This window comes from Providencia rettgeri (assembly GCF_001874625.1).
GTDB lineage: Bacteria > Pseudomonadota > Gammaproteobacteria > Enterobacterales > Enterobacteriaceae > Providencia > Providencia huashanensis.
In genome coordinates this window covers 595,777-609,371 of sequence record NZ_CP017671.1, presented here as the reverse complement: position 1 = coordinate 609,371, position 13,595 = coordinate 595,777, and the positions used below count along the sequence as shown (strand labels likewise).

12 protein-coding genes and 1 pseudogene are annotated in these 13,595 nt (G+C 41.1%); 3 read left to right on the top strand and 10 right to left on the bottom strand.

Annotation, left to right across the window (positions count from 1 at the left end; all coding sequences use genetic code 11):
* Nucleotides 1-199: 199 nt before the first annotated feature.
* Nucleotides 200-1,182 (top strand): annotated as a pseudogene (locus tag RB151_RS02640) (quinone oxidoreductase).
* A 66-nt stretch (nt 1,183-1,248) separates the two neighbouring features.
* On the opposite strand, the gene dusA reads toward RB151_RS02640, so the two are convergent.
* Together dusA and RB151_RS02630 are read right to left on the bottom strand one after the other, a co-directional pair.
* Entirely contained in the window at nt 1,249-2,250 is a 1,002-nt protein-coding gene (gene dusA, locus RB151_RS02635) for a tRNA dihydrouridine(20/20a) synthase DusA (protein WP_071547671.1), read from the bottom strand.
* 266 nt (nt 2,251-2,516) lie between these two features.
* The gene (locus RB151_RS02630; protein WP_042848863.1) at nt 2,517-2,726 is read right to left on the bottom strand and encodes a YdgH/BhsA/McbA-like domain containing protein; all 210 of its coding nucleotides are present in this window, start codon (nt 2,724-2,726) and stop codon (nt 2,517-2,519) included.
* 245 nt (nt 2,727-2,971) lie between these two features.
* Between RB151_RS02630 and cbrC the strand changes: the two genes are divergently transcribed.
* Nucleotides 2,972-3,559: a PF03691 family colicin E2 tolerance protein CbrC gene (cbrC, locus tag RB151_RS02625; protein ID WP_048608749.1), complete on the top strand. Its 588-nt coding sequence runs from the start codon at nt 2,972-2,974 to the stop codon at nt 3,557-3,559.
* 46 nt (nt 3,560-3,605) lie between these two features.
* Here the strand turns inward: cbrC and RB151_RS02620 are convergent, their stop codons facing one another.
* The 5 genes from RB151_RS02620 to RB151_RS02600 all read right to left on the bottom strand — a co-directional run bounded on the left by RB151_RS02620 (nt 3,606) and on the right by RB151_RS02600 (nt 9,465).
* A complete protein-coding gene (locus RB151_RS02620) occupies nt 3,606-4,400 on the bottom strand; it encodes an inositol monophosphatase family protein (RefSeq protein WP_042848865.1) in 795 nt (264 codons plus the stop codon).
* 103 nt (nt 4,401-4,503) lie between these two features.
* Nucleotides 4,504-4,977 carry a DUF6882 domain-containing protein gene (locus RB151_RS02615; protein WP_071547670.1) on the bottom strand — a complete coding sequence of 158 codons (474 nt, stop codon included), beginning with the start codon at nt 4,975-4,977 and terminating at the stop codon, nt 4,504-4,506.
* A 3-nt stretch (nt 4,978-4,980) separates the two neighbouring features.
* The gene (locus RB151_RS02610) at nt 4,981-5,916 is read right to left on the bottom strand and encodes a nucleoside hydrolase (RefSeq protein WP_042848868.1); all 936 of its coding nucleotides are present in this window, start codon (nt 5,914-5,916) and stop codon (nt 4,981-4,983) included.
* A 104-nt stretch (nt 5,917-6,020) separates the two neighbouring features.
* The gene (locus RB151_RS02605) at nt 6,021-8,180 is read right to left on the bottom strand and encodes an ornithine decarboxylase (protein ID WP_042848869.1); all 2,160 of its coding nucleotides are present in this window, start codon (nt 8,178-8,180) and stop codon (nt 6,021-6,023) included.
* 271 nt (nt 8,181-8,451) lie between these two features.
* Nucleotides 8,452-9,465 (bottom strand): mechanosensitive ion channel family protein, encoded by a 1,014-nt coding sequence (locus RB151_RS02600; RefSeq protein ID WP_042848870.1) that lies wholly within the window; start codon nt 9,463-9,465, stop codon nt 8,452-8,454.
* 153 nt (nt 9,466-9,618) lie between these two features.
* Here RB151_RS02600 and RB151_RS02595 point away from each other — a divergent pair, with 153 nt between their 5' ends.
* Nucleotides 9,619-10,026, top strand: coding sequence for a DUF2750 domain-containing protein (locus RB151_RS02595; protein WP_042848879.1), 408 nt, complete (start codon nt 9,619-9,621; stop codon nt 10,024-10,026).
* A 51-nt stretch (nt 10,027-10,077) separates the two neighbouring features.
* Here RB151_RS02595 and RB151_RS02590 read toward each other — a convergent pair whose 3' ends face one another.
* From RB151_RS02590 to rbsK, 3 genes are all read right to left on the bottom strand, one after another.
* Nucleotides 10,078-11,094, bottom strand: a complete 1,017-nt coding sequence (locus tag RB151_RS02590) for an aldose 1-epimerase family protein (protein WP_071548814.1) — start codon at nt 11,092-11,094, stop codon at nt 10,078-10,080.
* A gap of 69 nt (nt 11,095-11,163) precedes the next feature.
* On the bottom strand, nt 11,164-12,471 hold the full coding sequence (gene fucP, locus RB151_RS02585) for an L-fucose:H+ symporter permease (RefSeq protein WP_042848871.1): 1,308 nt from the start codon (nt 12,469-12,471) through the stop codon (nt 11,164-11,166).
* A 107-nt stretch (nt 12,472-12,578) separates the two neighbouring features.
* On the bottom strand, nt 12,579-13,508 hold the full coding sequence (rbsK, locus tag RB151_RS02580; protein ID WP_042848872.1) for a ribokinase: 930 nt from the start codon (nt 13,506-13,508) through the stop codon (nt 12,579-12,581).
* Nucleotides 13,509-13,595: the final 87 nt, after the last annotated feature.

The following is a 13,595-nucleotide window of genomic DNA, read 5'->3' as shown; positions in this document are numbered from 1 at the left end:
GTCTATAATTAACGAACAGCTTCTAGTATACGCCAATCTGATTTTTGTTGTGGCATTCTTTGCACCTTCACGCGAGAGAATTGCCTGATAACGCTTTCAACAAAAAGCACAAACCAATAATTCTTCTGATTGAAAGATGGCGTTATAGTAAACCTATTGATATTGTAAATAAAATGAATAGTCCTTATTGGAGATTGTCATGGCAAAACGTATTGAGTTCGCACAACATGGCGGCGCTGATGTACTTAACTTAGTAGATTATTCCCCAGTAAATCCGGCAGATAACGAAATTCAAATCGAAAACCGTGCTATTGGTATTAACTTTATCGATACCTATGTCCGCAGTGGTTTATATCCTGTCGCTAAACTTCCCAGTGGCCTAGGTACCGAGGCTGCTGGTGTTGTCGTTAAAACCGGAGCTCACGTTACGGGTTTCAAACCGGGCGACCGTGTCGTTTATGCTCAAGGCCCTTTGGGCGCTTATAGCGATGTACATAATGTCCCAGAGAGTGCGGTTGCGCATCTCCCCGATGGGATAACCTTTGAGCAAGCCGCAGCAAGTTCATTAAAGGGGATGACCGTCTATTATTTATTCCATCAAACTTACCAACTTAAGCAAAATGAAGTATTTTTGTTCCATGCCGCAGCGGGGGGGTGGGCTTAATCGCATGCCAATGGGCAAAAGCATTAGGTGCAAAAATGATCGGTACTGTAGGCTCCGCAGATAAAGCGCTGCGTGCTAAAGAAGCTGGTGCATGGGACGTAATTAATTACCAATCTGAAGATATCGCAGCTCGTGTTAAAGACATCACTCATGGCGAAAAAGTCAATGTGGTTTATGATTCTGTAGGGCAATCCACATGGCTGGCTTCTTTAGATTCACTAAAACGCCGCGGGTTGATGGTAAGTTTTGGTAACGCATCAGGCCCGGTTTCGGGTGTGAATTTAGGGATTTTAAACCAAAAAGGTGGGTTATACGTCACTCGTCCATCACTTGGGGTATATGTCACAAACCGTGCTGAGTTGGACCAAGCCAGCAACGCATTGTTTGACATGATTTTAAGCGGCAATGTGAAGGTAGATGTGCCGCAATCGCAAATTTTTGCTCTGAAAGATGCGCAAAAAGCCCATGAAACAATTGAGTCAAGAAAAACCCAAGGCTCGAGCTTGCTTATTCCATAACATAATAAGTAACGCCGAATAGAGCTGAAAAGCACCTTACGGTGCTTTTTTTATAGGTAAAATATGTTACTCACCCCGGGTAACAAACGCCAACGCTTGCTCAACGACCGCTAAATCCGCGCCTTTTTTATGGGCATTCTCACTTAAATGGCGGCGCCATTGGCGAGCACCAGGAATACCTTGAAAAATCCCTAACATATGGCGCGTCATATGACCTAAATAAGCGCCTTTAGTGAGTTCATTTTCAATATATGGATACATTTCTCGTACTGCATCTACCCCATTCGTAATAGGAAAATGCTCACCAAACAATTGGTTATCTACGGCAGTTAAAATCGATGGGTTTTGATACGCTTCACGCCCGACCATTACGCCATCTAAATGTTGAAGATGCTCTTTCGCCTCTTCCAACGTTTTGATACCGCCGTTAATCGCCATAGTTAAATGCGGAAAATCGCGCTTTAATTGATAAACACGCGGGTAATCTAACTGTGGTATTTCACGGTTTTCTTTTGGGCTCAAACCGGATAGCCATGCTTTACGAGCATGGATAATAAACATTTCACAGCCGCCTTGAGTCGAAACTGTTTCAATAAAATCACATAAAAATTGGTAGCTATCTTGCTCATCAATGCCAATACGTGTTTTAACTGTGATCGGAATAGTTGCCGCATCTTGCATTGCTTTCACACAATCAGCCACCAACTGCGCATCCCCCATTAAACAGGCACCAAAACGCCCATTTTGAACGCGATCTGAAGGGCAACCCACATTTAAGTTAACCTCATCGTAGCCACGCTCTTCGGCTAATTTTGCGCATTGAGCTAATGCAGCAGGGTCGCTTCCCCCAAGTTGTAGAGCAACAGGGTGTTCCTCTTCACTAAATGCGAGGTAATCCCCTTTTCCGTAAATAATCGCCCCTGTTGTCACCATTTCAGTATACAACAAGGTATTTTTGCTTAATAAGCGGTGAAAATAACGGCAATGACGATCGGTCCAATCGAGCATTGGCGCAACGGAAAAGCGGTTTAGGTTATGGTAGCCTTGTTTTGGGGTATTTTGATGCATGCTGCTCTTTTGTGTTGATGTTGAAAGCCATTGAATAGCCCCTAACAATGATAAAGGGCCAATAATAAATAAAGAAGAGTATTATAACATAGACCGTTTGGGATGCGATGTATTCGCACAGATATCAATTAAGGCGTGGATGATATAACAATACCCCGATAGGGATTTCTCCGCTATCAGGGGGCATGTCATTTTTCAGTTGCAATCTTTAAGTAAAATCCGAAATTTTGGACAAAATATTTAATTAAGATTAACAACCCAACATATTATTTAGTTTCTGCGCTCATTGTGACAAAATTACCCATACGTGCACTGGTAATGGTGTAGCTATCTGCACCCGCAGCTTTTGCTTTTGCCGCAATAATCGCTTCTGCTGAGTCTAAGGTATCGCTAGTTGCAGTTAAGGTTGCAGCGGAAGCACCAAAAGCCATTACCGATAATACAGAAGCTGCCATTAAAGTTTTAAACATGTTCATAATATAATTCCTTCGTTCGTTATAGGGGGAGGCAACCCGTGTTGCCTTCGATGGAGGTATGATATCGCCAAACCATATTTAAGTTAAAGCTAATAATATCGCTGTTCATATTCAAATTATTTGAATAATAAAAACGCAATTAAATAAACTCGTTGAAAGAGAATTAAAGTGACCTATCACGTTTTGTGATAGCCTGATTAAATCGTCATTCAGGGTAATAACCCCCTATTCCATAGGATTTTTATATGTCACTTGGTAATCGAAAACTTCCTCATTTTAAATACCACCCAAACCCTATTGAAACCAAAGCGTTTCTCACTGACAAAACTGTCACCTGTGATTGTTGCCAGCAACTTACAGATATTTATTATGAAAGCCCTTTTTACTCCGTTGAGGATATCAACGCATTTTGCCCTTGGTGTATCGCAAATGGCTCTGCTAGTGCAAAATTCGATGGAGAATTTCAAGACCCAGAAAGTGTGGAAGGGATCGATTGTGAATATGATAATAACGGCGAGTTTTTACAGACTATCAACCCCTATCCAAGCGAAATGTTTGATGAGCTAATCAAACGCACCCCTGGTTATCATGGTTGGCAGCAAGAGACTTGGCTGGCTCATTGTAATGAACCCTGTGAATTTATAGGTTACGTTAGTTGGAAAGACATCAAAGATAGGCTCGACGAGTTTGTTTCCCTTGCTGACGATGTGGCTGATTATGGTTTTTCAGTGGAAGAGCTAGCCACTATTTTAGATGAAGATGGAGCCGCACAGGGCTATTTATTCCGTTGTTTACACTGCCAAAAATTACGTTTGCATTTTGATTTCAGCTAATCAATAAAAAGGGCTGCACGAGGCCATATTGACCTCGCATTGACCTTTAAGGAGCCATCAATTCTACGATTTGCTCTGCAAGCTCTGGAGTTGCAGTAGAGAGCAAGCTTCCTGCAAACATGGCTTGTGTGCGTTCACCATTCAGCCCACAAACCTCACCTCCTGCCTCTCGAATACAGGGAATGAGGGCAGCGCTGTCCCATGGTTTCATTATGGTATCAATCGCACCATGAATACGACCAGATGCAACCATAGCATGTTGGTATGCATCATTTGCAAAAATAAAATCACGCGCTTCGCCCACGATGGCATCAAGATGATAAATTTGCGAGCCTTCAGAAGAATTATAATGACTGCTGTGGATCCCAGATGCACTGATTACAGCTTCTGATAATGATTTAGGGGATTGTTCGCCCAATTTCAGTTGCCGTAACGATTGCCCTGAGCTTTCCAACCAGCAACCTTCCCCTTGAGATGCATAGAACATCGTTGATATAGCAGGGAAACTAATGACACTTAGGAGTGGCTCCCCATTTTCAACATAAGCAATTAACGTACTAAAAAGCGGCACACCATAAATAAATGCACGCGTTCCATCAATTGGGTCGATAACCCAACCCGAACTAAACTTTTGTTCACCTTCAAAACCAAATTCTTCACCTAAAACTAAGGTATTAGGTGTACGCTTCGCAAACAGTTCCCTGATTTCTTCTTCAACTCGGATATCCGTTTCAGTCACTACCGAGCGATCGGCTTTATAGTCAAATTTCCCCGCGCTATAGAAAGCTTCTACCGTCATTGTTTTGACTAGTTTAGCGGCTTCAAGTGCGATATCTAACATGAGTATGCTCCTGATTGAAAAAAGAAAACCAGTATAACTGACAGGTCACTAAACCAAAGAGGGTTTAAATGCCTTGTTCACTGCTGAATAAGCCATTCCCGAGCTAAATTTGTTGTAGTGAAACATCACCAAAAGTCATAAAAACCAACGTGTGACCCGCGACACCTCGGTAAACACCTTGCTGGTTGTTTAATTCGCAAGCTAACGCGGTGAGCTGCCAAGCGTCATATTCTTCAATGTCGCTCACTCGTGCGGTCAACAACGGGTTATCACTGCGCTCACCATAGGCTTTAACTGCAATGGCATCATGTGTAAGCGCGGGTTGGATCGAACTATTTGCCCAACTCCACATCCAACTGCCTTGGTTTTGGTCATATGTTCCAACGATTTGTACCGGTGCAGTCGCCATTACATTGTTTGGAGCGTGAAAAATAATCGTCCCTTCGTCTTGGTCTACCGACCAATCGGCTTGGTCCAATTTCCACGTGTCACAATGAAACTGATTTTTAGCTTGTAAGGCATTCATACTGCGTTCAATAAGCGCCTCGTAAGGCATTTGTTCTAATTCGTTATTCATGAGTTACCTAATATTTTTTAACGCATTGATGACCAACTGCCAAAATTTATGGTGGTCTAACTTAACTGCGACCTGTGTATGGCAGTCAGCTGGTGCTGGGTGACGGAAATCAGCTACCGTCATACCTAATGTCAATGACCCTGTTAATTCGATATCAATAGGAACTTTTTGTGTAGTAATAACTGAAGGATCAATCACATAAGCTACAGCGCAAGGGTCATGAACCGGAGGAGCATCAAAGCCTTGAGCTTGTTTGTACATTTTCCCGAAAAAATCCAGAAGTTCCACAACAAATTGCGAACAATCACTACCAATCGCTGCAATTTCATTTACAACATCCGGGGTCGCGAGGGCTTGGTGCGTCAAATCTAACCCCACCATGGTCAGTGGCCATTTTTCATTAAAAACAATATGGGCAGCCTCTGGGTCAATTTTGATATTAAATTCCGCAACTGCGCTCCAATTCCCCACATGGTAGCCACCGCCCATCAGCACCACTTCCTTCACCCGCTCCACAATGCGGGGCTCTAGACGAGCAGCAAGCGCAATATTGGTTAATGCCCCTGTTGGTACTAACGTTACCGTTTTAGGGGGGTGTGACATAATGGTATCAATAATCAATGAAACAGCATGTCTTTCATCTAATTTAAGTGTGGGCGTTGGTAAAATAGGGCCGTCTAACCCTGAGTCCCCATGTATGTCTGGTGCAACTTCGCTATTACGCACTAATGGGCGAACAGAGCCCGCGGCAAAAGGAACCCCCGTGATCTTAGCCATTTCAGCAATCGCTAGAGCATTATAAGTGACTTTTTCGAGGGTTTGGTTACCTGCAACGGTTGTTACAGCCAATAAATCAATGTCTGGATTGCCGTAAGCCAGTAATAATGCAATTGCATCATCATGACCAGGGTCGCAATCAAGAATTATTTTTTTGCTCATACCTTACCTTATCAATAAATGAGGAGTCAGCTATGACTAGTCTGACCCCAATGTAACGAGCTAATAAGATAAAATCTATGCTTACTATCTGAATAACTACAAAATTACTTTAAAACATGTGCATAGACACGTTTTTTCTCACCTTCATTCTTGGAAATATAAACGCCTTGTAATTCAGGAGCAAAACCCGGTAGAGCGTTGATCCCAGCTTCAAGAGCTTTGAAGTAACGCAATACAGGGCCTGACCAAACTTCCCCTGGCACAACACACAATACCCCAGGAGGGTAAGGCAAGGCTCCTTCAACGGCAATACGCCCTTCTAATTCATCCAAGGGTAGTAACTCACAGTTACCCCGAATAAATTCAATATGGGCTTGCTGAGGGTTCATTTTTACCTTAGGGAAATGTTGCTTACGGAACATTTCTTTTTGCAATTGCTTAATATTATCGTCAACGCTGAGTTGGTGCATTTCTTGGCACAGACGGCGTAACGTATAACCATGGTAATGGCTTTCATAACGCTGATAAACCGACGGTAATACGTCAACTAATAATGCATCTTCATCGAGTAATTGCTCAAAGCGAACTAAATGAGACACCAGCAATTCCAGTTTTTCGCGCGTTTCCGCTGGTGTTAATAGAAATAGAATGGAGTTTAAGTCGCATTTTTCAGGGATCACACCATGTTCACGTAAAAAATGCGCCAAAATAGTCGCAGGTACACCGAAAGCCTCATATTCACCACTTTCGACGTCGATACCCGGTGTCGTTAACATTAATTTGCATGGGTCAACGAAGTATTGATCCTGTGCATAACCATCAAATGCATGCCAACGTTGCTTAGGGATAAAATTAAAAAAGCGCTGCTCACTCGCAATTTGCTCAGTAGGATAATCCTGCCATAACTTGCCATCAACCATTTCAGGAACAAAGGGCTTAAAGTAACGACAGTGCTGAAGTATGGATTTTCTGACTTCAATGCCCACTTTTACGCAATCCATCCACATCATATTGCCGGCAGCGCCTTGATGTATACGTGCATTGACATCCAGAGAAGCAAATAGTGGGTAAAATGGGCTCGTAGAGGCATGCATCATAAAGGCATTATTGAGTTTTTTATGAGAAACAAAACGCTCTTGACCTTTGATGTGATTATCTTTTTTATGGATCTGTGAAGCTTGAGAAAACCCGGCTAACTGCTTATGGACGGACTGAGTGACCATAATACCAGGGTCATTTTCAGTTAATTCGAGCAGTAATGGCGAGCACTGACGCATCATCGGTATAAATTGCTCATAACCAACCCATGCAGAATCGAATAAAATATAATCACATAAATGCCCAATTTTATCGACCACTTGTCGTGCGTTATACACTGTTCCGTCATAGGTGCCTAATTGGATCACCGCCAATCGAAACGGCCGTACAGCTTGCGACCGTTCTGGCATAACATCTGTAATTAATTCACGTAAATAAGTTTCTTCAAAGCAATGTGCATCAATACCACCGATAAAGCCAAATGGGTTACGCGCCGTTTCAAGATAAACCGGTGTCGCCCCCGCTTGGATCAATGCGCCATGATGATTTGATTTGTGGTTATTACGGTCAAATAATACGAGGTCGCCCGGTGTTAATAAGGCATTTAATACCACTTTATTCGACGATGAAGTGCCATTTAGGACAAAATAGGTTTTATCTGCATTGAACACTTTAGCCGCAAATTTTTGGGCTTCTTTCGCAGCACCTTCGTGGATCAGCAAATCCCCCATCGCAACATCTGCATTGCAGAGGTCGGTACGAAAAAGGTTTTCACCATAAAATTGGTAAAACTGCTCCCCCGTAGGGTGACGACGGAAAAATTGCCCCCCTTGGTGCCCAGGGCACGCAAAAGTCACATTATGACCCGCAGCATAATCCATCATTCGAGCAAAAAATGGAGGTAATAACTGCTCAAGATACTGATTAGCAGCATCAAGTAATTGGCGGCTATTTTCTTCACGCTCAGCAGGTGCTGGCGGCAAAATGGCCGTTAAATAAGGAGGTAATTTTTCATCCGTTGGTAGCTGTTTATCACTAATGATAAACAGCGGAATACTGAGCTGACTCTCAGCAACCCTTTTCCACAGCCCTTGGTTGGCATCTTGTTCAGATAGCACAACAGCAGCAATATTGTTTAACTGTGCATCGCGAATATCTACCCACTGAAATTCACCAGTAAAATAGATAGCGACCCCCTGGCTACATGCCACATTGATTTTATTCATAACAGTCTGGCTCTTAGTTAGCTGAGGAAAAGAGGCGGTCAATATACTTGATAGGTAGGGGAATTGGAATGACCTGCGCCTTGGCAAAAAATCAGCAAAACAAAAAGTCGATTATTTTTTATAAGCCTCTGGTTAATAGCATAAAAATGCTAACAGCTAGCAGCTCAATTACCGAAATTTTATTTTTACATTTCAAAGATATAAAGATAAACCGACTAATTAATTAATAATTAACAATCAATTAGTCGGCTAATTTATCATGTGCGGAACGTTAGTTGTTTTTTTCCACATACAATGTTTGAGATGGGAATGCGAAGTCAGCATTATGACGTTTTACGATATCGATTATCTTTAAATATACCGCTTGCTGCGCAGCTAACCACTCTGCCCATACGGTTGTTTTCGTAAAACAATACACCATAATATTTAACGAAGAATCGGCAAAGGCATCAAAATATACTAATAATGTTTGCCCTGTATCGATATTTTCATCTTGTTTTAGCATCGTGCGTATCTCATCAACAATCGCACCAATTTTGTCAGCGTCTTCATAACGCAAACCAATTTCTGTTTTAATACGTCGATTAGTCATACGCCCAGGGTTTTCCACACTAATTGAAGAAAAAACTGAGTTCGGTATGTAGAGAGGTCGATGGTCAAAAGTAATAATTTTTGTGATCCGCCAACCAATTTCGACCACGGTACCTTCAATATTTCTATCTGGTGAACTGACCCAATCACCAATATTAAAAGGACGATCAAAGTAAAGCATTAATCCCGAGAAAAAGTTACTGAGAATGTCTTTACCTGCCATACCAATGGCGATACCACCAATACCACCAAATGCCATCAGCCCTGATAAGCTCATGCCAAAATGTTCACCAAAAAGCAGTACAATGATAACAAAAACTGTCGTTTTAAATACCCTAGCCACAATACGTGCTGATGTAGGGTCACTCCCTTTTTGAATTTGTTTCTTTTCTAATCGATTCGCTAATTGAAACAATTTTCGCATTAAAATTAAGGCGATAGCTGAAATTGTTAAAAAATTAACTAAAGACGTTGAAATAAAACTTAAATCAAAGTCTGTTGCTGCCATATCCACATACTGGGCCAATACAATCACAATGCCACAGAGTACAACTGTTTGAATAATATGGATAAGAATGCTTTTATTTTTGTGCTTATGCCTTTTATGGAGCACTTCAAAAACGACATACAGTGCAAGGCATGCTGCAATCAATGTCATTCCAATCGCATATTTTTCAAGTAACGCTTCTATCATCTCTAACCGCCCTAAAATTTAACCGACAGGTATTATTATTGTGAGTTAGTTCATTTTTGCTGCATGTTGTTATCAATTCATTTTGTTATTAAGATAACAATAATAAATATAATTTTCCCAATAATTATCAATTACTTTTTCGATAATCCAATAATGAATAACACACTATTTTCCCCTAACGAAAAAGAAATCTGCAACGTCCAGAAGCTGCGACCACAACAAAAATACACGTATTTTGTAGGCAAAATAGCCGATTGGGAGCAAGTTTGGGCAATCAGTGATGGAAATAGCCTTATTACAGTAAGAAACGGTATGCATGACCTTTCCCTCCCTTTATGGCCAGCTAAAGCATACGTAGAGCAGTGCTTAACCGGCGAATGGGCTCATTTTTCACCCATATTATTTTCCCTTGAGCATTTGATGACGGAAGTATTACCAGATATGCATGAAGCAAATATTAAAGTTGCAATAATGATGCAACCTGATAGAAAAAACATACTACTTTATGATGCAGCGAGGCTACTTTCTGATTTACAAGAAGAATGTCAACAATATGAATAAGGCAGCGAATCGCTGCCTTTTATCAAAGATCCCCTGAAAAATCGTCAATGACTATTTTTCAACCCCCGTTGTTACGGTAAATTGACGTGTTTCACCCGCTTGTAACCAAATTAATGTTTGGTTATTTTTTGCCGCCATAAAGCCTTCTGGCCGGCAAGTTGCAGGGAGTACAAACGCGCCAACCTTTTGGTCTCCATTATATAAAATCCAGCGGGTGGCATAATTAAGTTCATTCGAGTTAAAACGTGTGATGAACGTATTCCCATCTGGCGATGTCATCCTGAACTCTGGCTCGGTAGTATATTGGCTCAAGTTATCCATAAAGAAAACAATTTCAGGGTCACACATATCTGGTTGGTCAAGTTGATTTAACGTCACTTTGCCTGATTTTAAGGACTCATTAAACTCAAGCCACTGCTCGGTTGGATGTACATGACCCGGTATTGATTCACGCAGCTTAATCGCATGTTCTGGGATATTTTGCGTCAATGTTGCCTTATCTACATAAGCATAATTCATATGGCACATATACTGGAGTGGCATAGGAACAGACGCCAAGTTTGTCACTGACATTTGTATATCAAATAACGTACTGTTTTCCTTTAATAAAACTGATGGGGTAGCGCGATAATGATGACCAAAACCCATCACATACTCATATTCACCGACAATTTTTAAGCTATCTTCTGTCAGCTCAAGCCAACTGCTATCCATTGATGCACAAGGCATTTCTCCATGCAATGGGTGAGTATCCTCTGGTGAAGGGCAGCCATTACTGATTAAACCTGAGTGAAAAGCAAAGCAACCATACGTTTCTACGACTGTTGGGACACGTTTCGGGGCTGAAAACATATTTTCCATTTTCAGATTTTGGCCACAAAATTCAGCATCCCAAATCATTTGCCCTAAAAAAGGTAAAATAGTTAAATAACCTTGCTGATTTTCAATACGTAAACCTTCTACGCCCGTTTGATAACGGAAAGCTGTCGCAGCAAATTGGTCATTTTGTAAAATAAGGGTCGGTTTTTCCGTAAATAAGCTTCTGTGAAGTGGTATTAGTGTATTCATTTTCATACTCACGGTTTGATTAAATGGATGGAATTGGGTAGCTCACACTACCCAAATTGATTCGCTGAATTATTTTGCTTCTTGTTTTGCTTTAAAACGGCGTTCACCAACAAAGTAAATACCAACATAAACAAAGCACAACATAGAAACCAAGAATGAAAGCTGTAAAGAGTGCAACATATCAGCGACATAACCTTGTACCGCAGGGACAACTGCAGCCCCAACAATCGCCATCACAATGACCGCACCCGCCATTTCAGTATGTTCATTATCGACTGTATCCAAAGTGCCCGCATAAATAGTCGCCCAGCAAGGTCCAAATAAAATGCTCACCATTACAGCGGCGTACACCGCGGTAAAACTTGGAATAAATGCAACATAAATAAGGAACAGAGCACCAATCACAGAATAGATAATTAATACTTTTTCTGCGTTAAAACGAGTCATTAAGATATTGGCGATAAATTTACCAATAAAGAAACACGCAAAGCTATATACCATGAAGTTCGATGCATCACGTTCGTTAATATCGCCCATTTCTAACGCTAAACGAATAGTGAATGACCAAACAGCAACTTGCATCCCAACATATAAGAACTGAGCAATAATCCCTTTTCTAAAACGGCTATTTTTGGCTAAATACTTTAACGTATCGATCGCAGAGGGGCGTTTGTGATCCTGAGTTTCTGCAACTTTACATTTAGGAAACTTAGTAATAAGGAATAAGATCATCACCACGACCAATACCATGATCATATAACGATAGGGTTCGAGTGTATTTTCTAACATCGCTAGGCGGAATTCATGAATTTGTTCCGCATTCATTCCCGCCATTTGGCTTTGCAGGCTATCTCCTTCGGAGAAAACGAGATATTTACCCAGTAAAATCCCCCCAGCCGCACCAATAGGGTAAAAGGTCTGGCTAATATTCAAACGAAGTGTAGCGTACTGTTTTGGACCAATCATCGAACTATAGGTATTTGCTGCGGTTTCAAGGAAACTTAAACCAATAGCAATCGCGAAAATTGCCGCTAAAAACATCGTATAGGTTGCCATATGTGAAGCTGGGAAGAACAAACTACACCCTGCGATGTAGAGGATTAGCCCCACCATAATAGTGTATTTATAGCTGGTTTTTTTGATCACCAAAGATGCAGGGATCGCAATCAAAAAGTACCCACCATAAAACGCACTTTGCACCAAAGCTGATGCAAAGTTACTAAGTTCAAAAACACTTTTAAACTGTGTGATCAAAATGTCATTTAATGCCGCTGCACAACCCCAAAGAGGAAAAAGGCAGGACAGTAGGATAAATTGAAATAGAGGAGTCTTACTCAGGTAGCCATCCGGTAACTGAGTGATGTTCTTAATGTTCATAGTAACCCTTATAATTTTATAATTTATACCCGATGACTTGCTATTCAGTTCTAGTGACTGATTAATACATCAAAGGGTATACAGCTACGTTGACTATTATTATTTAGCTATTTGTTAACTGTGTTGATTTGCACAAATTCCGTAAATTGCTCAACACTTGGATAAGAAGATTGAGTCCCTTTCCCTGTCACACTAAATGCAGAAAACATCACTGCTTTTTTCAGTGCTTCTTCAATATTCCCGGTGTGTACATAATAATGAGAAAAACAGCCAATAAAGGCATCTCCAGCGCCACTGGTATCAATGGCATTTACTTTGATAGCAGGTATATACAACTCACTATCGCGCGTCATCCACAAAGCCCCTTTATCACCAAGTGTGACAATCAGGTTTTTTAGGCCTTTATCCAATAGTGATTGTGAAGCTCGGCGGATGTTGTCCATCGTGTCGACTGGCATATTGGTTAGAATTTCTAATTCCGTTTCATTGGGTACAAAGAAATCACAACGGCAGGCAAAATCTAGATCGAGCGTTCGTTGAGCGGGGGCCGGGTTAAGTAATACGGGTATCCCATGCTTGTTACCAAAAGCGATCGCGTGATACACCGTTTCGAGTTGGACTTCTAATTGTAGGACGATCAGTTTGCATTTTTTTAGATCTTCAGCAGCCCGATCGATATCCTCTGGTGATAAAAACTTATTCGCTCCTTTAACGATCAAAATACTATTAGACGAATTTTGATTAACAAAAATTGGCGCGACACCACTTGAAGTACACGGAACTTTTTCCACATAGCGCGTGTTAATCCCGTAAGATTCAAGATTACGGATGGTGTTATCTGCAAAGATATCATCGCCGACTTTAGTTAACATAATCACTTTAGAATTCAATTTAGCCGCAGCAACAGCTTGGTTCGCACCTTTACCGCCGCAACCAATTTTGAAAGCTGGCGCTTCTAGCGTTTCGCCTTCTTTTGGCATTTGATCGATATAAGTGATCAAATCAACCATGTTTGAACCAATAACTGCTATATCCATAATGTCCCTCGTGTTAAATAAATCACATAATGATATGATACTAACATTATCATGTTGCAAAAATATCATTTGTGATTAGGATCTCGA

Coding starts and splice junctions, on each gene's coding strand:
- RB151_RS02600 (WP_042848870.1), bottom strand. CDS start 9,465: ATGATAGAAGCGTTACTTGAAAAATATGCGATTGGAATGACATTGATT.
- rbsK (WP_042848872.1), bottom strand. CDS start 13,508: ATGGATATAGCAGTTATTGGTTCAAACATGGTTGATTTGATCACTTAT.
- RB151_RS02595 (WP_042848879.1), top strand. CDS start 9,619: ATGAATAACACACTATTTTCCCCTAACGAAAAAGAAATCTGCAACGTC.
- RB151_RS02615 (WP_071547670.1), bottom strand. CDS start 4,977: ATGAATAACGAATTAGAACAAATGCCTTACGAGGCGCTTATTGAACGC.
- dusA (WP_071547671.1), bottom strand. CDS start 2,250: ATGCATCAAAATACCCCAAAACAAGGCTACCATAACCTAAACCGCTTT.
- RB151_RS02610 (WP_042848868.1), bottom strand. CDS start 5,916: ATGAGCAAAAAAATAATTCTTGATTGCGACCCTGGTCATGATGATGCA.
- cbrC (WP_048608749.1), top strand. CDS start 2,972: ATGTCACTTGGTAATCGAAAACTTCCTCATTTTAAATACCACCCAAAC.
- RB151_RS02630 (WP_042848863.1), bottom strand. CDS start 2,726: ATGAACATGTTTAAAACTTTAATGGCAGCTTCTGTATTATCGGTAATG.
- RB151_RS02620 (WP_042848865.1), bottom strand. CDS start 4,400: ATGTTAGATATCGCACTTGAAGCCGCTAAACTAGTCAAAACAATGACG.
- RB151_RS02605 (WP_042848869.1), bottom strand. CDS start 8,180: ATGAATAAAATCAATGTGGCATGTAGCCAGGGGGTCGCTATCTATTTT.
- fucP (WP_042848871.1), bottom strand. CDS start 12,471: ATGAACATTAAGAACATCACTCAGTTACCGGATGGCTACCTGAGTAAG.
- RB151_RS02590 (WP_071548814.1), bottom strand. CDS start 11,094: ATGAATACACTAATACCACTTCACAGAAGCTTATTTACGGAAAAACCG.